Genomic DNA, 20843 nt, shown 5'->3' on the forward strand with positions numbered 1-20843 from the left:
CGAGTGCCGCCTTCACCGTTGAAGGCTCTTGGTCAACTACCCGGGATGGGAAGTCCCGGGCTTGCACAACGGGCATCACTGGCGGTGATGCCGCGTTTGCGTCCTGTCCCACGCTCCGGTTCGGAAGGTGGGTCTGGGGCGGTTGACTGCGCCCCGCGTCGCCACAACTCCCATGCCCTGGCACGGATGTTGCGGGAGCCGTTGCGGTCTGCGTGATCAACGAATCCGCAGGACCGGCACGCGAACCAGGCCTGGGAGACCCGGTTCGCCTTGTCGATGTGGCCGCACTCGGCGCAGGTGCGGGAGGTGTACGCCGGATCGACGTGCACCACCGGCACCCCGGCCTTGCGGGCCTTGTACGCGATGAAGCTGCCGAGCTGGGCGAACGACCAGCTGGAGTGGATGGCCCGTTGGGGCTTGCGAAGCCGTACCCGATCACGGATGCCCGTCAGATCCTCCAGGGCGATTCCGCGACCGGTGCGTTCCGCCTCGGCCACCACATGTTTCGCGATCTTGTGGTTGATGTCCTTGGCCCGCCGCGCCTCCTTGCGCCGCCGTTTCTTCAGCCGGCGTTTGGCGGACGGGGTGTTCTTCTTCTGCAGCTTGGTGCGCAGTTTCCGCTCCCGCACCCGGATGCGGTTGAGCTCGCGTCCGGCCATGATCTCGCCGTCGGACGTGGTGGCGATGTTGACGATGCCCAGGTCGATGCCGAGGAAGTCCACCGGGTCGGTGTTCGGCACCGCTTCGGGGACCTCACAGGTGGCGTTCAGGAACCACATGCCGTCCCGATACAGCAGGTCGGATTCCCCCTTGCGGTACAGGGCCAGGGTGGCCATCTGCTCCGGGGAGGCGGTGAACGCCAGGTCCTTCACCCGTCCGTCAGTCGTCCAGATCGAGACCCGCCGCCGGTCGATCTGCCAGGACAACATCCGGTCGTCGAAGGGCTGCGCCCCCTGCGGGCGGAAGGTGACCGGCTTCTCCACAGCCCTGCGGTAGCGCTTCGAGCCCGGTCTGCCCAGATTCCCGGCCCTCAGGTTGGCCTTCAGCGTGGCGTACGCGTCGCAGGTCTTCTTCACGACGTGCTGGGCGGCCTGCGCACCCAGCCCCCAGCGAGCCTTGATCTCTCCGTAGGTGTGCTCGCGCAGCGCGAAGTTCCGCTTCACGTCCTTCTCGAACGCCACACCGCTGGCCCACGTGGCAGCCTCGTTGCAGGCGTGCAGGGTCGCCTCAAGTGCCGCCGCCTGCACGGGCGTCGGCAGCAATTTGACCTGCACCACCAGCTTCACGATCACCCAACGTACACACACGTACGACTGCCCACCATACGTTCACCACCCATCACCCGACCGAGTGAACCCGCCACCGTGCAGCAGCGTCCCCCGGCTCCGCCGGACATGGCGCCCGGCCGCTCCGCAGCCACGAGGATGCGATTCCTCCCAGGGCTGAAGTTATCCACGGGGTTCCTCGCAAGATCAGGCTGAAAAATTTCAGCCAACTTGCGGTGACGGAGATGTTAAAGGCCCGCCGCCTGAAAAGGCAGCGGGCCGTGTGAAGTTGGTGCGAGAGATTTCAGTGACGGGTGGTGAACCACACCGTCGTGTCGGCCGGCACGGTCGCCTCGCCGTCGGCCGCGACCGGCTCACCGCTGGCGAGCAGGACCCGCCCGTACGCCGGAACGGTCACCGCCTCCCCCCTGGTGTTGGCGACGCACACGAACGCGCCCCGGCCGAAGGCCAGGACGCCGTCCGGCGCGGGCAGCCACTCCACCGCGTCGCCCGCGCCGAGCGCGGGGTGTTCCCGGCGCACGGCGAGCGCGGCCCGGTACAGCTCCAGGGTGGAGCCGGCCGCTCCGGTCTGCGCCTCCACACTCAGTTCGGCCCACTCGGCCGGCTGCGGCAGCCAGCTGCCCCCGGCGCCGAAGCCGTACGACGGACCCGTGCGGGTCCACGGGATCGGCACCCGGCAGCCGTCGCGGAAGCCGTCCTGGCCGGCGCCCCGGAAGTACGCCGGGTCCTGGCGGACCTCGTCGGGCAGGTCCACGACGTCGGGCAGGCCCAGCTCCTCGCCCTGGTAGACGTACGCCGAGCCGGGCAGCGCGAGCATGAGGAGGGTGGCGGCGCGGGCGCGGCGCAGGCCCAGCTCCCGGTCGCCGGCCGTGCGGATCTGGGTGCCGAGGCCGGGCGGGTTGGCGAAGCGGGTGGCGTGGCGCGTCACGTCGTGGTTGGACAGGACCCAGGTGGCGGGGGCGCCGACGGGGCGCATCGCCTCCAGGGTGCGGTCGATGACCGTACGGAGTTCCTTCGCGTCCCATTCCGTCGACAGGTACTGGAAGTTGAAGGCCTGGTGGAGCTCGTCAGGGCGGACGTAGTTGGCGGTGCGCTCGACGGTCGGCGTCCACGCCTCCGCCACGAAAATACGCCCGCCCGTCTCCCGCCACCGCCCTTCTGACGAAGGCCCTTCGGGCCCCTTGTCTTTGGAGTACTCGTCCAGGATCGTCCGCCACTGGCGGTAGATCGCGTGCACGCCGTCCTGGTCGAAGAACGGCATGACATCGTTGCCCAGCAGCTTGAGCTGGTCGTGCGAGCCCAGGTCCGGCAGACCGGCGGCCTTGACCAGGCCGTGGGCGACGTCGATACGGAAGCCGTCGACGCCCATGTCCAGCCAGAAACGCAGGATCGAGCGGAACTCGTCGCCGACCGCCGGGTGTTCCCAGTTGAAGTCGGGCTGTTCGGGCGCGAAGAGGTGCAGGTACCACGCGCCGGCCGACCCGTCGGGTTCGGTGACCCGCGTCCAGGCCGGGCCGCCGAAGATGGACTCCCAGTCGTTGGGCGGGAGTTCGCCGTTCTTCCCCTTGCCGGGGCGGAAGTGGTAGCGGTCACGCAGCGGCGAGCCCGGGCCCTCGGCGAGGGCACGCTTGAACCACTCGTGCTGGTCGGAGGAATGGTTCGGGACGAGGTCGACGATGATGCGCAGGCCCAGCTCGTGCGCGTCGCGGATCAGCGCGTCGGCGTCGAGCAGGTTGCCGAACATCGGGTCGACGGCACGGTAGTCGGCGACGTCGTAGCCGGCGTCGGCCTGCGGGGAGGCGTAGAAGGGGCTGAGCCACACGGCGTCGACGCCGAGGTCGCGCAGGTACGGCAGGCGGGCGCGGATGCCTGCCAGGTCGCCCATGCCGTCGCCGTCGCTGTCGGCGAAGCTGCGGGGATAGACCTGGTAGATGACCGCGTCCCGCCACCAGTCACGGCGGTCGGCGACGGTGGCTGCGGCGGAGTGGGGGGCCGGTGCGGCAGGGTGCTGCTGGCTCATGGCGTCCTTGATGGGTAAGCGAGTTCTGGTCATGGGCGCGTAGGTACGGCGACGGTTGCCGGGGACCGGGGGGTCGTGCGCGAGGCGGCCGCGGTCACAGCGGGGTCGGATAGGGACCGCGGCCGCCTACCCGCGCATCGCTGCGCGGGAGCCTCTCTTCGGGGGCCGTCAGCCCTTCGTGCCGCCCGCGGTCAGGCCGGTGACGAGGTTCTTCTGCACGAGGTAGAAGAACGCCGACACGGGTATCGCGATCAGCACCGCGGTGGCGGCCATGTAGTTCCACTGGGCGTCGTGCTCGCTGACGAAGGTCTGCAGGCCCACGGCGAAGGTGTACTTCGAGTCGTCCAGCATGAAGGTCGTCGCGAAGGCGACCTCGCCGACGGCGGTGATGAAGTTGTAGAAGGCCGCGACCGCCAGGCCCGGGCGGGCCAGCGGCAGGATCAGCCGGAAGAAGGTGCCGAACGGGCTGAGCCCGTCGACGCGTCCGGCCTCGTCTATCTCGAAGGGGATGGTGTCGAAGTACCCCTTGAGCAGCCAGGCGCTGTACGGCACGGCGGTGGTGCAGTTGATGACGATCAGCGCCCAGTAGGTGTCGATGAGGCCGAGATCGCTGAAGATCTGGTACATCGGCACGATCAGGATGGCGATCGGGAAGGCCTGCGTGAGCAGCAGGACCCACATCAGCTGCTTGTAGCCGGGAAAGCGCATCCGGGAGACCGCGTAGCCGGTGGTCGCGGCGACGAGGACACCGATCAGGGTGGTGCCGACGGCCACGATCATCGTCGACTTGAACCAGTCGAAGAACCCGGTGTGCTGCAGCACGAAGCTGTAGTTGGAGAAGGACAGCTTGCCCGCGATCCTGCCCGGGTGGAGGTAGTCGTCCTTGTCCGGGCCGAGGGAGAGGTAGCACAGCCAGGCCACCGGGGCGAGCGCGACGAGGCTCGCCACGGCGAGGCCGCCGTGCAGCAGGGCGGCGCCGAGCGGGCCGCGTTCGCCGCGCCGGCGCACCCGGCGCGGCGGCTCGGCGGCGGGGGCCGGTGCGGCCACTGTCTCTTCGAGGGTCGTGGTGCTCATGGCGGCGGCTCCTGCGGCGTCAGACGGCGAGCTGGTCATTGCGCTTCAGCCAGCGGAAGTAGAAGGAGGTGAAGACGACGAGGATCGACAGCAGCAGCACGCCGTACGCGGCGGACTGGGCGAAGTCCCGCGGCTGCTGTCCGAAGCCCAGCTGGTAGGCCCATGTCACGAGGATCTGGGTGTCGGGCGCGCTGGTGGGGCCGAACAGCAGGAAGATGATGATGAACTGGTTGAAGGTCCAGATGATGCCGAGCAGGACGACGGTGGAGCTGACGGACCGCAGCCCCGGCAGGGTGACGTGCCTGAAGCGCTGCCAGGCGCTCGCGCCGTCCATCTCGGCCGCCTCGTAGAGCGTGGAGTCGATGGACTGCAGGCCGCCGAGCAGCGAGAGCATCATGAACGGCACGCCGCACCAGGTGTTGACCATGATCGCCGCGAACCGCTGCCAGAAGGTGTCCTCCAGCCACTGCGGCTGGGGCAGGTGCAGGGAGTGCAGGACCTGGTTGAGCACGCCGGAGTCGGCGAGCATGATCCGCCAGGAGAAGACGGTGACGAACGTCGGCACGGCCCAGGGCAGGACGAGGACCAGCCGGTAGAAGGTGCGGCCGCGCAGCTTCTGGTTGAGCATGAGCGCGAGGCCGAGGCCGATCGTGTAGTGCAGGAACACACAGGCGGCCGTCCAGAAGACGGTCCACAGGAAGTGCGACCAGAAGCGGTCGTACGCCGTCGGGCCGAACAGGATGTCCTTGTAGTTGTCCAGGCCGACGAACTTGTAGGTGGCCGCGATGTGGTTGACGCCGATCGTGCGCGCCGAGTTGAGGCTGTTGGCGTCGGTGAGGGTGAGGTAGACGCCGCGGATCAGCGGATAGCCGACGATCCCGGCGAGCACGACGACCACCGGGGCGATCATCGCGTACGCGTACCAGTACTTCTGGAAGCCGTTTCTGATGCGCTGCGCCGGCCCGGGCCGAGGCGCGCGGTCACCGCGGCGCTTGCCGGTCGCGCGGTCGATGGCGACTGTCATGGTTCGACACCTTCAAAACGTTCAGGAGTTGGGCCGGGCACAGGGCGGTGACCGCCGGATCCTTCCCCCCGCTGTCCGTAACGGAGGATCCGGCGGCCACCCGGGCTCACTTGCTGAAGTCGGGCACCAGCTTGGCGATGGCCAGCTGGGCGTTGCTCAGACCCTGGTCCAGCGACTCCTTGCCGTCGGCGATCTTCGGCAGTTCCTGGTCGAGCGGGGTCCACAGGCTGCTGTACTCGGGCAGCGCCGGGCGCGGCTGGGAGGCGGACAGGACGCCCTGGTAGCCGGCGATGCCGGGGTCGGCCTTGACCTGGGCGGTGTAGGCGTCGGTGCGGGTGGGCAGCGTGGAGTTCTTCAGGGCGATGGTCTCCTGGGACTTCGCCGAGGTCATGAACTTCACGAACTGCAGGGCCGCGTCCTGGTGGGCCTTGTCGGAGCCGGCGTAGACGGCGAGGTTGTGGCCGCCGGTCGGGGCGCCCGCCTTGCCGGTGGAGCCGGCCGGGACGGCGGCGATGCCGAGGTTGGACTTGTCCTTGAAGGCGCTGCCCTTGTAGAAGTTCGTGATCTCCCACGGACCCTGGAGGATCGCGGCGACCTTGCCGTTGACGAACGCGTCCGAGATGTGGGCGTAGGCGTCGGCGGTGCTGTCGGCCTTGTGCAGGCCCTTGCCGGAGAACAGGCTCAGCCAGGTGCCGTAGGCCTTCTTGGCGGCCGGCGAGTCGACGGTGATCTTCTTGGCGGCCGCGTCGACGGTGTCGGTGCCCTCGCCGTAGAGGAACGGCTGCGCGTAGTAGGACTGGGTGGAGCCCCAGTAGCCGTCGGCGCCGGTCTTGTCCTTGACCTTGGCGGCGTCCGACTTCAGCTCGTCCCAGGTCTTGGGGGCCTCGGTGATGCCGGCCTTCTTGAACAGCGCCTTGTTGTAGACGAACGCGAGGGTGTCGGTGACCAGCGGGACGCCGTAGGTCTTGCCCTCGTACTGGGCCTGCTTGATCAGGTTCGGCTCGAAGCTGCTCTGCTCGGAGAGGGCCTCGGTGCCGTCCAGCGGCAGGAAGTAGCCCTTCTTCGCGAAGGCGGGGGTCCAGCCGACCTCGGAGCGCAGGATGTCCGGGGCGCCCTTGGAGCCGGCGGCGGTGTCGAACTTGTTCTGCGCCTGGTCGAAGGGCACGTTGACGTACTTGACCTTGATGTTCTTGTTCTGGGCCTCGAACTGCTGGACCAGGGCCTTGTACGTCGGCGCCTCGTTCGTGGCGTTGGAGGTGTCCCACCAGGTGATGGTGACCGGCCCACTGGACTTGCCGCTGTCGCTGCTCCCGCCGCCGCAGGCCGTCGCCGCGAGGGCGAAGGACGCCACCAGCGCGGAGGCCGCTATGCCACGCCGCATGAGTTCTCCTTGAGGGTTGGGCCCGTGTGGTGCCGACTGCGCCGTCGCGGCGGCCGGGCGACTGGGAACGTAACAGCGTTGTAAGCGTGGCGAAAGACCTTGCAGAAAAAAAGTGCAAGGGAACACGATGGTTACGCTGTTGTGACCGCTCAGCAGACGAGTGGTGCTTGTGCAAGACTCTGCAAGTTCTTGCCATCACCAGGCCGACAGAAGGACGAGGAGTGCCCGTGGCACAGCAATCCGCACGGGGCCGGCAGGCCGCCCGTGCCCGGCGTCCGGCTGGTGGGCAAGGCGTCATACGACCGGTACAGTCCAGTGCCGTGACCACACGGCTTGCCGATATCGCTGCGCAGGCGGGGGTGAGCGAAGCGACCGTCAGCAGGGTCCTCAACGGGAAGCCGGGCGTCGCCGCCACCACCCGTCAGTCCGTGCTGGCCGCGCTGGACGTCCTCGGCTACGAGCGCCCGGTGCGGCTGCGGCAGCGCAGCGAGGGGCTGGTCGGTCTGATCACCCCCGAGCTGGAGAACCCGATATTCCCGGCCCTGGCCCAGGTCATCGGCCAGGCGCTGACCCGCCAGGGCTATACGCCGGTGCTCGCCACGCAGACCCCGGGCGGGTCGACCGAGGACGAGCTGACCGAGATGCTCGTGGACCGCGGGGTCGCCGGGATCATCTACGTCTCCGGGCTGCACGCGGACACCACCGCCGACATGCAGCGCTACGAGCGGCTGCGGGCGCAGGGCGTGCCGTTCGTGCTGGTGGACGGCTTCTCGCCGAAGGTGCAGGCGCCCTTCATCTCCCCCGACGACCGGGCCGCGATGACGCTCGCGGTGACCCACCTGGTGTCCCTGGGCCACACCCGGATCGGGCTGGCGCTCGGGCCGAAGCGGTTCGTGCCCGTGCAGCGCAAGATCGAGGGGTTCGTGCGGGCCGTGCAGGACCAGCTGGGGCTGGACGCCGGCACGGTCGAGGCGGAGCTGATCCAGCACTCGCTGTACACCCTGGAGGGCGGTCAGGCGGCGGCGAGCGCGCTCATCGACCGCGGGTGCACGGCCGTGGTGTGCGCGAGCGACATGATGGCGCTCGGCGCCATACGGGCCGCCCGGCAGCGGGGGCTGGAGGTGCCGCGCGACGTCTCGGTGGTCGGTTTCGACGACTCCCCGCTGATCGCGTTCACCGATCCGCCGCTGACCACCGTGCGCAAGCCGGTGCCGGCGATGGGGCAGGCGGCGGTGCGCACACTGCTGGAGGAGGTCGGCGGAACGCCCGCGCCGCACAGCGAGTTCGTCTTCATGCCGGAGCTGGTGGTGCGCGGTTCGACCGCTTCGGCGCCGAACGTCCTCCGCACGCCGTAGAAGGTGCGGTTCGGACCCGACCTTGGGATGATCTGTCGGAGAAGCCTTTTCTGGCAGACTTGATGCCTATGAGTGACTCGACCGTGACGCAGTCGGAAGGTCGCGAACAGGCGGCCGTTCCGAGGGCGGTCACGGACGAGGGCGCCCCGGGTCCGCGCCGCGGGTTGCGCCGGCCCCGGCGGCCCCGGCTCTGGTTCGAAGTCCTTCTGATCGCGGTGAGTTACTGGACGTACTCACTGATCCGCAACGCCGTCCCGGAGCAGAAGGCCGAGGCGCTGCGCAACGCGGACTGGATCTGGCGCGCCGAGCACGTTCTGGGCATCGCCGTGGAACAGTCGGTCAACCACGCCGTGAATTCGGTGACTTGGCTGATCATCGGGATGAACTACTACTACGCCACACTGCACTTCGTCATCACGCTGGGGGTGCTGGTGTGGCTGTACCACTGGCATCCGGGGCGGTACGCGGCGGCCCGGCTGGTGCTCTTCGCGACCACGGGCGTGGCGCTCGTCGGTTACTACCTGTTCCCGCTCGCACCGCCCCGGCTGATGCGCGGCGGGCACTTCGTCGACACCGTGCTGGTGCACCACACCTGGGGCTCGATGGCCTCCGGCGACCTCAAGCACATGTCCAACCAGTACGCCGCGATGCCGTCCATGCACATCGGCTGGTCGCTGTGGTGCGGGCTGACGATCTTCGCGCTGGCGTCCGTGCCGTGGGTGCGGGTGCTGGGGCTGCTGTATCCGATGACCACGCTTCTCGTCATCGTCTCCACCGCCAACCACTTCTGGCTCGACGCGGTGGGCGGTGTGCTCTGCCTGAGCTTCGGGTTCGGGGTGGCCCGGATCGTGTACGGGGCGGTGCCGCACCGGTTGCCGCGGGTCGTGGCGGAGCCGGTCGCGGGGGGTGCGGTTGCGGGGGACGCGGTCGCGGCACCGGCCGATCGTCACGTTCCGTCGCCGTAGAACAGCTCCTCGACGGTGGTGCGCGCCCGGCGCGTCGTACGGCGGTACGCGTCCAGCATGTCCCCCGCGTGACCGGAGCCGTAGCCCAGGTAGCGGCCCACCGCCGCCAGCTCGCGCGGCTCCGTGGGGAAGGTGTCGCCCGCCCGGCCGCGGACCAGCATCACCGCGTTGCGCACCCGGGTGGCCAGGACCCACGCCTCGTCCAGGATCTCCGTGTCCTCGGCGGACAGCAGCCCGGCCTCGCGGGCGGCGGCGAGGGCCTCGCGGGTACGGGTGGTGCGCAGGCCGGGCAGTTCCCAGCCGTGCCGGAGCTGGAGCAGCTGGACGGTCCACTCGACGTCCGACAGGCCGCCCGGGCCGAGCTTCGTGTGCAGCTTGGGGTCGGCGCCGCGCGGGAGGCGCTCGGACTCCATGCGGGCCTTCAGCCGGCGGATCTCGCGGACGGCGTCCTCGGTCAGGCCGTGGCGGGGGTAGCGGTGCGGGTCGATGAGCTCGGTGAAGCGCCGGCCGAGGTCCTCGTCCCCGGCGACCGGCTCGGCGCGCAGCAGGGCCTGCGACTCCCAGACCAGTGACCAGCGGCGGTAGTACGCCTCGTACGCCTTCAGCGTGCGCACCAGCGGGCCCGACTTGCCCTCCGGGCGCAGGTCGGCGTCGATGAGCAGCGGCGGGTCGGCGCTGGGGATCTGGAGCAGGCGGCGCATCTCGGCGACCACCTTGTTCGCGGCGGCGGAGGCCTCGTGCTCGGGCACGCCGTCCTGCGGTTCGTGGACGAAGAGGACGTCGGCGTCCGAGCCGTAGCCCAGCTCGTGGCCGCCGAACCGGCCCATCCCTATCATCGTGAAACGGGTCGGGAGCGTGTCGCCCCAGCCGTCGCGCACCACGGCGCGCAGGGTGCCGGCGAGGGTGGCCGCGGTGAGGTCCGAGACCGCCGCGCCGACCCGGTCCACCAGGGCGCCCTGGTCGGCCTCGGCCGGGCGGGTCTCGGTGCCGTAGGAGCCGACGATGTCGGCGGCGGCCGTGCGGAACAGCTCGCGCCGGCGTACGCCGCGGGCGGCGGTGACGCCCTGCTCGGCGTTCTCGGCGCGGCCCACCGCGGCGAGGATCTCCTGCTCCAGGGGGGTGCGCTCGCGGGGGGTGAGGCCGGCTCCGGGCATGCCGGTGCCGTCGCCGTCGCCCAGCAGGGCCACCGCCTCGGGGGCGCGCATCAGGAGGTCGGGGGCGAGGCGGCCCGCGGACAGGACGCGGGCGAGGTTCTCCGCCGCCGCGCCCTCGTCGCGCAGGAGGCGCAGGTACCAGGGGGTCTTGCCGAGCGCGTCGGAGACCTTGCGGAAGTTCAGCAGGCCCGCGTCCGGGTCCGCCGAGTCGGCGAACCAGCCGAGGAGGACGGGCAGGAGGGTGCGCTGGATGGCCGCCTTGCGGGTCACGCCGGAGGCCAGGGCCTCCAGGTGGCGCAGGGCCGCCGCCGGGTCGGCGTAGCCGAGGGCGACGAGGCGTTCGCGGGCCGCCACGGCGCTCAGCCGGGCCTCGCCCGGGCCGAGTTGGGCGACGGCGTCGAGGAGGGGGCGGTAGAAGAGCTTCTCGTGCAGGCGCCGTACGACGCCGGTGTGTCTCCTCCATTCGCGGTTCAGTTCCGCGACGGGGTCCGTGCGCAGGCCGAGGGAGCGGCCGAGGCGGCGCTGGTCCTCCTCGGCCACGGGAACGAGGTGGGTGCGGCGCAGGCGGTACAGCTGGATGCGGTGCTCCATGGCGCGCAGGAAGCGGTACGCCTCGTCCAGGCGGGCGGCGTCCTCGCGGCCCACGTAGCCTCCGGCGGCCAGGGCCTGGAGGGCGTCCAGGGTGGTGCCGCTGCGCAGGGCCTGGTCGGTGCGGCCGTGCACGAGCTGGAGGAGCTGGACGGCGAACTCGACGTCGCGCAGGCCGCCGGGGCCGAGTTTGAGTTCCCGGTCGATCTCGGAGGCGGGGATGTTGTCGATGACGCGGCGGCGCATCTTCTGGACGTCCGGTACGAAGTTCTCACGTTCGGCGGCCTGCCAGACCAGGGGTTCGAGCGCGTCGACGTAGGCCCGGCCGAGGGCGGCGTCGCCGGCGACCGGGCGGGCCTTGAGCAGGGCCTGGAACTCCCAGGTCTTCGCCCAGCGTTGGTAGTAGGCGAGGTGGGAGGAGAGGGTGCGGACGAGGGGGCCGTTGCGGCCCTCGGGGCGGAGGTTGGCGTCCACCGGCCAGATCGAGCCCTCGACCGTGGTCTCCGAGCAGATGCGCATGAGGTGCGAGGCGAGGCGGGTGGCGGCGGTGAGGGCCTTGGCCTCGGTGGCGGACTCCGTCGCCTCCGCCACGAAGATCACGTCCACGTCGGAGACGTAGTTCAGTTCGTGGCCGCCGCACTTGCCCATCGCGATCACCGCCAGGCGGCAGGCCGCGGCGTCCTCGGGGGCGCCCGCCTGTGCCATGGTGAGGGCGGTGCGCAGGGTGGCGGACGCGAGGTCCGCGAGTTCGGCGGCGGTCTGGGCCACGTCCGTGGTGCCGCAGACGTCGCGGGCGGCGATGGAGAGCAGGCAGCGGCGGTAGGCCACGCGGAGCGAGACCGGGTCGGTGGCGTCGGCCAGGCCGCGCTCGAACTCCGCGAGGCCGGGGTGGAGGTCGTGCGGCTCGTAGGTGACCAGGGCCTGCCAGTCGGCGGGGTGGCGGGCGAGGTGGTCGGTGAGGGCGGTGGAGGCGCCGAGGACGCCCAGGAGGCGGTCACGGAGGGGTTTGGCCGCGATGAGGGTGTCGAGGAGTTCGCGGTGGTCCGTGGGGGTGGGCTGGGCCTCCAGGAGGCGGACGAGGCCGTGCAGGGCCAGGTCGGGGTCGGCGGTGGCGCCCAGGGCCGCGAGGAGGACGGGGTCGTTGCGGACGGGGGCCAGTTCGGGGCCGTCGAGGAGGCGCTCGGCGGCGGAGGGGTCGGTGAAGCCGTGTCGTAGCAGGCGGGTGAAGGTGCTGCTCCTGCGGCCCGGCGTCATGCTCGGCCTCCCCTGGATCTCGGTCGTCCTGGGCTGAGCCTAGCCGGAGGCGGGGGTGGGCAGCCCGGGCGACGGCGGTGGGGCAGCCCGGGCGACGGCGGTGGGGTGGCCCGGGCGACGGCGGTGGGCGGCCCGGGCGACGGCGGTGGGCGGCCCGGGCGACGGCGGTGGGGTGGATGCCTGCGGCGGCCCGTGCCGGTCCGTGGGGGTTCAGGTCGCGCCCCGGCGGGGCGGTGAGTCGGTGCCGCGCCGGGTGGTGTCCGTCCTCGGTCCGGCGGACTCTTGGGAGAGGGGCGGGGCGGTGTACGCGCCGGCCGCTGCGGGCGGACACCACCCGGCACGTCCCCTTCCCGCCGCGCGCGGCCGTCCGTCCCATCCGGTTCGGGTCGCGGCTCCCGGGAAGCCCCGGTCATCGGCCGCGGCCCCCCACTCGGTCCCAGGGAGGCGTCGTGCGCGGCCGTCCGCACCATCCGGCTCCGGGCGCGGCTCCCGGGAAGCCCCGGTCATCGGCCGCGGCCCCCCACTCGGTCCCGGGGAGGCATCGCGCGCGGCCGTCCGCACCATCCGGTTCGGGTCGCGGCTCCGGTCAGCGCCGGTCATCGGCCGTGGGCGGCCGTTCGGTCCCAGGAAGGCGGCGTGCAGTGATCCGGCCCATCCGGCTCCGAGCGCGGCTCCCGGGAAGCCCCGGTCATCGGCCGCGGCCCGCCACTCGGTCCCAGGAAGGCATCGCGCGCGGCCGTCCGCACCATCCGGTTCGGGTCGCGGCCGCGAGAAGTGGCCGGCAGCCTCCGTGGGTCGCATTCGGACCGGGGAAGGCCGTCGGATCGGGGGGTGGTGGGCGCATCGGGCGTTCATCTCGTCTTCACCGTCTGGGTTGGGGGGCTTGGGGTGGGGGAATGTTGGCGTGTGCATGCTCTGTCCGCACCGCCAACCCCGTTCCTCTCCCCCCACCCGGAGGTTGATGTGTCCGGCAGTTCCGTCTACCGCCGTGCCCGTACGGTCGTGGCATCGGCAACCGCCTTCGCCGCGGCAGCGGTCGGGCTGTGGGCCGGGCTCGGTGGCGCGTCCGCGCACGCCGCGAGCGCCGTTCCGAGCCCGGATCACGTGGTCGTCGTGGTCCTTGAGAACCATGCGTACAGCCAGGTCATCGGTTCCTCCAGCGCCCCGTACATCAACTCGCTGGTGTCGGGAGGTGCCAAGCTGACGCAGTCGTACGCCGAGACCCACCCGAGCCAGCCGAACTACTACGCCATGTTCTCCGGCGACACGCAGGGGGTGACGGACGACAGCTGTGTCACCCCCGGGTTCTCCTCGGCCGCGAACCTGGCGTCCGAGGTGATCGCCGCGGGCCGGACCTGGGCCAGCTACAACGAGGATCTGCCCAGCCAGGGCGACACCTCGTGCAGCAGCGGCGACTACGCCCAGAAGCACAACCCCTGGTTCGGGTTCAGCAACGTCCCGACGGACAGCGCCATGACGTTCGACCAGTTCCCGACGGACTACACCCAGCTCCCGCAGATGTCGTACGTCATCCCCAACCTGTGCAACGACATGCACGACTGCTCGGTGTCCACCGGTGACACCTGGCTGAAGAACAACCTCGGCGCGTACGCCACGTGGGCCAAGACCCACAACAGCCTGCTCGTCGTCACGTTCGACGAGGACAACCGGCTCAGCGGGAACCGCATCCCGACGGTTCTGTACGGGCAGCCGGTCACGGCCGGGGCGTCCAGCTCCACGACGTACAACCACTACGACCTGCTGCGCACCCTGGAGGACACGCAGGGGCTGAGCACGCACGCGGGCAACGCCTCCTCCGCGCAGGACATCACCGGTATCTGGGCGTCCTGACGTGTACGTAGCGGACAGCCGCGCGACGCAGACGTCCGCTGACGGCGCCGTCCGGCCTCCGGCCGGGCGGCGCCGGGGCGTGGTCGCTCCCGCCGTCCTCGCCCTGGGTGCCGTCAGTCTCGTCACGGACGTGTCGTCCGAGATGGTCACGGCCGTGCTGCCGTTGTACCTGGTGACGGGGCTCGGTCTGTCGCCGCTGGGCTTCGGGCTGCTGGACGGCATCTACAACGGCTTCTCGGCGCTCGTCCGGCTCGTGGGCGGGCATCTGGCGGACCGGGGCGGCGGGCGGCACAAGTGGGTCGCCGGGTTCGGGTACGCCGTCTCGGCCCTGTGCAAGCCGCTGTTGCTGGTCGCCCACTCCCTGACGCCGATCGGGCTGGTGCTCGCCGCCGACCGGACGGGGAAGGGGCTGCGGACGGCGCCGAGGGACGCCCTGATCTCGTTGTCCAGTACGCCGGAGGCGCGAGGGCGGGCCTTCGGGGTGCACCGGGCCATGGACACGGCGGGCGCGCTGCTCGGACCGCTGGTGGCGTTCCTGATCCTGCGGGCGACGGTGGACGGGTACGACGCCGTGTTCACCGTCAGCTTCTGCGTCGCGGTGCTCGGCGTGCTGGTGCTGGTGCTGTTCGTGCCGGGCGGGCACGGGGACGGCGGTGGCGCGGTACCTGGTGAGCGGCCCACCCTGACGGCCGCCCTGCGGCTGCTGGAGCACCGGGATCTGCGCCGGATCACCGTGTGCGCCCTGCTGCTGGGCCTGGCGACGGTCAGCGACTCGTTCGTGTATCTGCTGCTCCAGCGGCGGCTGGGCGTCCCCGACCGGTGGTTCGCCTTGCTGCCGCTCGGTACGGCCGGCGCGTTCCTGCTGCTGGCGATCCCGCTCGGCCGGCTCGCGGACCGGGTGGGCAGGTGGGCCGTGTTCCTGGGCGGGCACGGGGCGCTGCTCGTCGCCTACGCGCTTCTGCTCACGTCGTGGCACGGCACCGCGCTGCCGTACGTCGTCCTCGCCCTGCACGGCACCTTCTACGCGGCCACGGACGGGGTACTGATGGCGGCGGCCTCGGACGGGGTGCCGGAGGCGCTGCGCTCGTCCGGGCTGGCGCTCGTGCAGACCGGGCAGGCGACGGCCCGGTTCGCCTGCTCGCTGCTGTTCGGGGCGGCCTGGACGGTGTGGGGCGACCGGGCGGCGCTGTCCGGGGCGGCGGTGGCGCTGGTCGGCTGTGCCGTGTTCTCCCTGACCGTGCGTCCGAAGGGGACGGTGACCACCGCATGAGCGTACGCAACCGCATCCTGGTCCTGGTCTCGGCCGTCGCCGCGCTGGCCGCGATCGGGGTGGCCTCCGTCCTGCACGCCTCGGCCCGGGCCGAGCGTCGTGATCAGGTCCAGGCGGGCGGGCCGCGTGTCACCGCGGGGACGGTCACGTTGCGCGGGGGCGGGCGGATGGTCTTCCGGAACATGGCGTGGGGGCCGCACCGGGACGAGCTGACATCCGTTCCGGCGGACGATCCGGGCGGGACTCGCACGGCCTCCGGCGTCAAGTGCCTGCGTTTCGACGCCGCTTCGGGGGTGGGGGTGTGCCTCCAGGCCGTGCACGGTCCGGTGTCGGACACGTACCGGGCGGTGATCCTGGACGCGCGGCTGCGGACGGTGCACCGGTACGACGTCCCGGGCATTCCGTCGCGGGCGCGGGTGTCGCCGACCGGTCACTTCGCCGCCTGGACCGCGTTCGTGGGCGGTGACAGCTATGCGGGTACGAACTTCTCCACGCGCGCGGCCATCGTGGACACGCGCAGCGGCGAGCTGATCCCGTCGCTGGAGGACTTCCGGATCGTCAAGGACGGGCATCCGTACCGGGCGGCCGACACCAACTTCTGGGGCGTCACGTTCGGGGCGGACGACCGCACCTTCTACGCCACGCTCGCGACGGGTGGGAGCACCTATCTGGTCCGGGGCGACCTGCGCACGCGTACGGTCACGACCCTGCACGCGAACGTGGAGTGCCCGTCGCTGTCGCCGGACGGTACGCGCGTCGCCTACAAGAAGCGGGTCAAGGGGCTGCCCAAGGACGCCCCCTGGCATCTGTACGTCCTCGATCTGCGGACGATGAAGGAGACCGCGCTCGCCGAGTCGAGGAGCGTGGACGATCAGGTGGTGTGGCGCGACGGGCGCACGCTCGTGTACGCGCTGCCGGGCGACTACGGCGCCGATCTCCACACCGTCCCCGCGGACGGCTCCGGTGTGCCGCGCCGGATCGCCTCCGCCGCGCTGTCCGCCGCGTTCCCGAAGTGAGCGCCCCGGTCAGGGCAGCGTCCAGAACCTGACGGTGACCAGATAGACGACGGCGGCCCAGAACATCATCGCCGTCGCGACGATGCCCAGGCCGCGGACGTCGGCTCCGAGCGACGGCTCGGCCGCGGGGTGGCGCAGCCAGCGGCCGAGCAGCGGGTTCACGTAGTAGGGCATCGTGAGGAAGCTCATGAGGAAGCTCGACAGCAGGTTGCCCACGAGCAGGCCGATCCAGAGCGGCAGGTGCAGCGGGGACAGGGCGAGCGTCAGGAACACGACGGTCGGGTAGAGGCCGACCCAGACGGCGAGCGAGGTCTTCGTCCCGGAGGGCGGCGGTGTCTCCTTGCCGTCGCCCTCGAAGGCGAACCAGCTGCCGAAGGAGTTGTCGATCGTGCGCAGTGCGAAGTCGTCGAACTTCTCGCCCTCGGCCAGGATCCGCCGCCGCTCGGGTGACGTCAGCCAGGCGTCGAGGTGCTCCGCGCTGTCGTAGCGGTACAGGGTGGTCCACTCCTCCTGGAGGCCCTCGACGGGGCGGAACAGCTCGCTCCCGCGGAACCCCTCGAACCTGCTCTCCTCCTGTGTCATGCGGCGCTGCCAGTCGAGGAACTCGTCGACGTGACACGGGGCGACCCGGTGGGTGACCACCACGGTCACGAGGGGGTCGAGGGTCCGGGTGCCGCTGCTGACCACCTGCTGGGTCGCCGGGCCGTCGAAGTACGCGGCGCCGGAGTCGAGATACGTCTGCCGGGTCGCGCTGTTGATCCACGTCTGCAGATGCGGCACCGAGTCGAAGCGGTACACGACGACCCAGTCGGGTTGCAGCGGGGTGGGCCGGGAGGTCTCGGCGCCGAGGAAGCCGGGGTAGGAGGAGGCCGCGGTGTTGAGGTCCGCCTGCCAGGACGCGAAGTCCTCCTCCGCCCCGGGCAGCACCTTCTGACCGATGATCGCCGTGGCCGCGGCGGCCACGTTCTCCGCGGTGTTCATGGTGCCCGGCCCGCCGCCACCGACTGCTGTGCCTGGAGTCGGCCGTAGATCCGTTCCGGGGTCAGCGGCAGTGCGCGGTAGCGGACGCCGGTCGCGTCGTGGACGGCGTTGGCCAGCGCGGGGGCCACCGGATTGATGCAGCACTCCGCCATGCCCTTGGCGTGCAGCGGCCCCACCGAGTCCGCCGAGCCGACCAGGAGGACCTCGGTGCGCGGGATGTCGGCGTAGGTGGGGATGCGGTAGTTCCGCAGGCTGGGGTTGGTCATGACGCCGTGGTCGTCGACGTGGTGGTTCTCGGTCAGCGCGAAGCCGATCCCCTGGGCGACCCCGCCCTCCACCTGCCCGCGGACCTGAGCGGGGTTGATCACCACGCCGACGTCCGCCGCCTGCACGCTGTACAGGATCCGTGTCTCGCCCGTCACCCGGTGCACGGCGACCCGGAACCCCTGGGTGTTGGAGGTGACGCTGCGGGGCGAGCCGTAGGCCTTGCGGGCGGCGGTGAACCGGATGCCGCGTGCCCGGGCCGCCGCGACGAGCTCGGCCAGCGACACCCGCCGGTCCCCGCAGACGACCCCGTCGTCGTCCATGGAGCACAGCACGACGTGCACGCCCGTGTGCGCCGCGGAGAACTCGAGGATGCGGTCGCGTACAGCGGCGGCCGCACGCAGCACGGCGTTGCCGGCCACGGACAGGCCCGCGCTCGCGAAGGCGCCGGTGTCGAATCCGGTGCGGTCGGTGTCGGACTGCACCAGACGGATCCGCGCCGGTGTCGTGCGCAGCTGGTTGGCCGCGATCTGGACATGGGCGGTGGAGGTGCCCTCCCCGAACTCGACCGTTCCCACGGCCAGTTCGTAGACGAGGTCGTCGCCGAGCGTCACCCAGGCCTCGGAGAGGTGCTCGGTCGGGGGCGCGGTCTCGTGCAGGGAGCTCGCCACGCCGGTTCCGACGAGCCACTCCGGGCCGGGTGGCGGCTGGTCGGCCGTACGGGCCAGGGCGTCGCCCACCAGGTCGATGCACCGCGCGAGGCCGTCCTCGGTGAAGACCACGTCGTCGGGGCCGTCGTGCAGGGCGACCAGGGGCTCGCCCGGCCGCACGATGTTGCGCCGGCGCAGTTCGAGCGGGTCGAGGTGCAGGGCGCGGGCCAGTTCGTCCATCGCCGACTCGACCGCGAACGCCGGCTGGGTCATCCCGTAGCCGCGCAGGGCACCGCTCGGCACGGTGTTCGTGTAGACGGAGTAGGCGTCGTACCTCTTGTTGGGACAGCGGTAGATCATGACGGCGGCGCCGCCCGCGTGCAGCGTCTCGCCGCCGTGGTTGCCGTAGGCGCCCGTGTTGGACACGTTGCGCACCTGGACGGCGGTGAGCGTGCCGTCCGCCTTCGCGCCGAGCTTGACCGTCAGGGTCATCGGGTGCCGCGGCGAGGCCGTGGTGAACTCCTCCTCGCGGGTGTACTCGAAGCAGGTGGGCCGACCGGTGTCCAGGGTGGCGAGCGCGACCAGGTCCTCCGTGAGCACCTCCTGTTTGCCGCCGAAGGCACCGCCGACGCGCTTGCAGAACACCCGCACCTGGTCGGGCCGCAGCGCGAAGAGGTACTCCAGTTTGGCCTTGGCGATCGACGGCGACTGCGAACTGGTGCGGACGTTCAGCCGGCCGCCCTCCATCCAGGCGATCGAGCCATGGGTCTCCAGGTGGGCGTGCTGCACCCGTGGCGAGACGTACGTGCCCTCGTGCACCACGTCGGCCTGGGCGAAGCCCGTGTCGACGTCGCCGACGTGGGAGTGCAGTTCGAGCAGGACGTTGTGCTCGGGGTCGCGGACGAACGGGTCGTCGGAGCCGTGCAGTCGGGGCGCGCCGTCGGCCATCGCCGCCTCGGGGTCGAACACCGCCGGCAGCACCTCGTACTCCACGGCCAGACGCCGGCAGCCCTCCTCCGCCGCGCCGACCGTGTCGGCCAGGACCGCGGCGACGCGCTGGCCGGCGAAGCGGACCGTGTCGTCGAGGACGAAGGTGTCGTCCGGGTCGACCAGGTGGTCGGTGTGGATCGCCGTGGTGAAGCGCTTACGGGGCACGTCCTGCCAGGTGTAGACCCGGTGCACGCCGGGCACCGCGAGCGCGGCGCTCTTGTCGATCGAGACGATCCGGGCGTGCGCGTGGGGCGAGTGCAGCACCTTGAGGTGCAGCATGCCGTCGATGTGCGTGTCCATCGTGAACTCGGCGTGGCCGGTGACCACGTCGTGGCCCGCGGGCGCGCCGACGCTCGTCCCGACGGCCTTGCCGGGCGCGGCCGTCCGCACCGCGCCGACGCCCTTCACGGCGTCTTCGATCGCCCGGTAGCCGGTGCAGCGGCAGAGGTTGCCCTTCAGCGCCCGGGGCAGATCGGCCTTCTGTTCCTCGGTGAAGGTGGCCGACGTCATGATCATCCCGGCGGTGCAGAAGCCGCACTGGAATCCCGGGGCGTCCTCGAACCGCCGCTGCAGGGGATGCGGTGCGCCGGGCCGCCCGAGGCCCTCGATCGTGGTCACCGCACGGCCGTCCGCCCGGAACGCGGGGGTGATGCAGCTGTGTACGGGTTCGCCGTCCAGCCATACCGTGCAGGCTCCGCAGTCGCCCGCGTCGCACCCCTTCTTGACGCCGAAGTGGCCGAGTTCGCGCAGGAAGGTGCGCAGGCACTGGCCGGGCGCCGGTTCCCGGTCGAACGTCCGGCCGTTCACGAGGAAGGTCATGGCAGGTCCCCAGCCGTGAGCTCGCGGCGGATCTCCTCGGCGAAGTGGTACGTCAGATGGCGGCGGTGCTCGGGGGTGCCGTTGGCATCGGCGAACCAGACGTCGGCCGGCAGGGCGTCGATGCGCTGCCGCAGGGTCCGGGCATCGGGTACGGAGGCGAAGTCGAGGCGGACGGGCCGGGTGGTGCCGGCGGTGAGGGTGAGCGACAGGTCGGTCCCGCCCCGTCCCTGGGTGCCGACGAGGAACACGGTCGAACGGCCGAGCCGGGTCAGGCTGAAGCGGCGGTGCGCGGTGCGTCTGCGCAGCGCGTGCGCGGGAATGGTGACGCGCCGCAGGATCTCGCCGGGGGTGAGGACGTTGCGGTGCTCGCCCGTGACGAAGTCGAGCGCGTCGACGAAGCGCCCGGAGCCGTCGGGAGCCCATAGTTCGCAGCGCGCCTCCAGCGCCACGGCCAGCGTGATCATCGGGCCGGCGGGCAGGGCCATGCAGATGTTGCCGCCGACGGTCGCCGCGTTCCAGACCTTGAACGAGGACAGGAAGGCCTCGCAGGCCGCGTGGAAGAGGATGCCCGCCGTCCAGTCCAGGGGCCAGGTCTGGGCGTACAGGTCACGGATGGTGCAGGTGGCACCGATCTCCAGGCCCTCGTCGCTCCGGACGAGCGGCTCCCAGCGCAGCGCGGTCAGGTCGATCAGCCGGCTCAGCTCCGGTTGCTCCACGGAATAGAGCCAGGTCCCCCCGGCGAGCCAGGCGTCCCCGTCACGCCAGTCCGCGCCCGGCCGTTCGGAAGGCCGCCGGACTACTTCGGTGATGGTGTTGAGGTCCATGAGTACCGACCTACGGAGAACCGGCCCACACCTTTGTCCCAGCGTATCCCCGCGCACCCACGACGTCCCGGGGACGC

14 protein-coding genes are annotated in these 20843 nt (G+C 71.2%); 5 read left to right on the forward strand and 9 right to left on the reverse strand.

Features of this window, described 5'->3' with window-relative positions:
• Nucleotides 1-32: 32 nt before the first annotated feature.
• The 5 genes from BIV23_RS21405 to BIV23_RS21425 all read right to left on the reverse strand — a co-directional run bounded on the left by BIV23_RS21405 (nt 33) and on the right by BIV23_RS21425 (nt 6785).
• The gene (locus BIV23_RS21405) at nt 33-1286 is read right to left on the reverse strand and encodes an RNA-guided endonuclease InsQ/TnpB family protein (protein ID WP_071382671.1); all 1254 of its coding nucleotides are present in this window, start codon (nt 1284-1286) and stop codon (nt 33-35) included.
• Between the two features lie 283 nt (nt 1287-1569).
• Entirely contained in the window at nt 1570-3306 is a 1737-nt protein-coding gene (locus tag BIV23_RS21410; RefSeq protein ID WP_071382529.1) for a glycoside hydrolase family 13 protein, read from the reverse strand.
• A gap of 168 nt (nt 3307-3474) precedes the next feature.
• Nucleotides 3475-4380, reverse strand: coding sequence for a sugar ABC transporter permease (locus BIV23_RS21415; protein ID WP_071382530.1), 906 nt, complete (start codon nt 4378-4380; stop codon nt 3475-3477).
• A gap of 19 nt (nt 4381-4399) precedes the next feature.
• Entirely contained in the window at nt 4400-5404 is a 1005-nt protein-coding gene (locus BIV23_RS21420; RefSeq protein ID WP_071382531.1) for a carbohydrate ABC transporter permease, read from the reverse strand.
• A gap of 106 nt (nt 5405-5510) precedes the next feature.
• The gene (locus BIV23_RS21425; RefSeq protein ID WP_071382532.1) at nt 5511-6785 is read right to left on the reverse strand and encodes an extracellular solute-binding protein; all 1275 of its coding nucleotides are present in this window, start codon (nt 6783-6785) and stop codon (nt 5511-5513) included.
• A 320-nt stretch (nt 6786-7105) separates the two neighbouring features.
• Here BIV23_RS21425 and BIV23_RS21430 point away from each other — a divergent pair, with 320 nt between their 5' ends.
• Both BIV23_RS21430 and BIV23_RS21435 read left to right on the forward strand, forming a co-directional pair.
• Nucleotides 7106-8140: a LacI family DNA-binding transcriptional regulator gene (locus BIV23_RS21430; protein ID WP_071382533.1), complete on the forward strand. Its 1035-nt coding sequence runs from the start codon at nt 7106-7108 to the stop codon at nt 8138-8140.
• Nucleotides 8141-8208: 68 nt separating this feature from the next.
• Nucleotides 8209-9105 carry a phosphatase PAP2 family protein gene (locus BIV23_RS21435; protein ID WP_079173279.1) on the forward strand — a complete coding sequence of 299 codons (897 nt, stop codon included), beginning with the start codon at nt 8209-8211 and terminating at the stop codon, nt 9103-9105.
• Here the strand turns inward: BIV23_RS21435 and BIV23_RS21440 are convergent.
• Nucleotides 9087-12101: a bifunctional [glutamine synthetase] adenylyltransferase/[glutamine synthetase]-adenylyl-L-tyrosine phosphorylase gene (locus BIV23_RS21440; protein ID WP_071382534.1), complete on the reverse strand. Its 3015-nt coding sequence runs from the start codon at nt 12099-12101 to the stop codon at nt 9087-9089. The genes BIV23_RS21435 and BIV23_RS21440 overlap by 19 nt on opposite strands.
• A gap of 963 nt (nt 12102-13064) precedes the next feature.
• Between BIV23_RS21440 and BIV23_RS21445 the strand changes: the two genes are divergently transcribed.
• Genes BIV23_RS21445 through BIV23_RS21455 form a run of 3 tightly spaced genes read left to right on the forward strand, consistent with a single transcriptional unit; the run spans nt 13065 to nt 16238 of the window.
• On the forward strand, nt 13065-13952 hold the full coding sequence (locus tag BIV23_RS21445) for an alkaline phosphatase family protein (protein WP_071382535.1): 888 nt from the start codon (nt 13065-13067) through the stop codon (nt 13950-13952).
• 1 nt (nt 13953) lies between these two features.
• Nucleotides 13954-15222, forward strand: coding sequence for an MFS transporter (locus BIV23_RS21450; protein ID WP_079173280.1), 1269 nt, complete (start codon nt 13954-13956; stop codon nt 15220-15222).
• Nucleotides 15219-16238, forward strand: coding sequence for a TolB family protein (locus BIV23_RS21455; protein WP_071382536.1), 1020 nt, complete (start codon nt 15219-15221; stop codon nt 16236-16238). Before BIV23_RS21450 ends, BIV23_RS21455 begins: the two co-directional genes overlap by 4 nt.
• 9 nt (nt 16239-16247) lie before the next feature.
• Here the strand turns inward: BIV23_RS21455 and BIV23_RS21460 are convergent, their stop codons facing one another.
• From BIV23_RS21460 to BIV23_RS21470, 3 genes are read right to left on the reverse strand one after another with little or no spacing between them, the layout of a single operon-like run.
• The gene (locus tag BIV23_RS21460; protein ID WP_071382537.1) at nt 16248-17219 is read right to left on the reverse strand and encodes an antibiotic biosynthesis monooxygenase; all 972 of its coding nucleotides are present in this window, start codon (nt 17217-17219) and stop codon (nt 16248-16250) included.
• Nucleotides 17216-19942, reverse strand: a complete 2727-nt coding sequence (locus BIV23_RS21465) for a molybdopterin-dependent oxidoreductase (protein WP_071382538.1) — start codon at nt 19940-19942, stop codon at nt 17216-17218. The genes BIV23_RS21460 and BIV23_RS21465 overlap by 4 nt, the downstream gene beginning before the upstream one ends.
• Nucleotides 19939-20766: an FAD binding domain-containing protein gene (locus BIV23_RS21470; RefSeq protein ID WP_071382539.1), complete on the reverse strand. Its 828-nt coding sequence runs from the start codon at nt 20764-20766 to the stop codon at nt 19939-19941. Before BIV23_RS21470 ends, BIV23_RS21465 begins: the two co-directional genes overlap by 4 nt.
• Nucleotides 20767-20843: the final 77 nt, after the last annotated feature.

Origin of the sequence: Streptomyces monashensis, assembly GCF_001866665.1 — a bacterium.
Lineage (GTDB): Bacteria > Actinomycetota > Actinomycetes > Streptomycetales > Streptomycetaceae > Streptomyces > Streptomyces monashensis.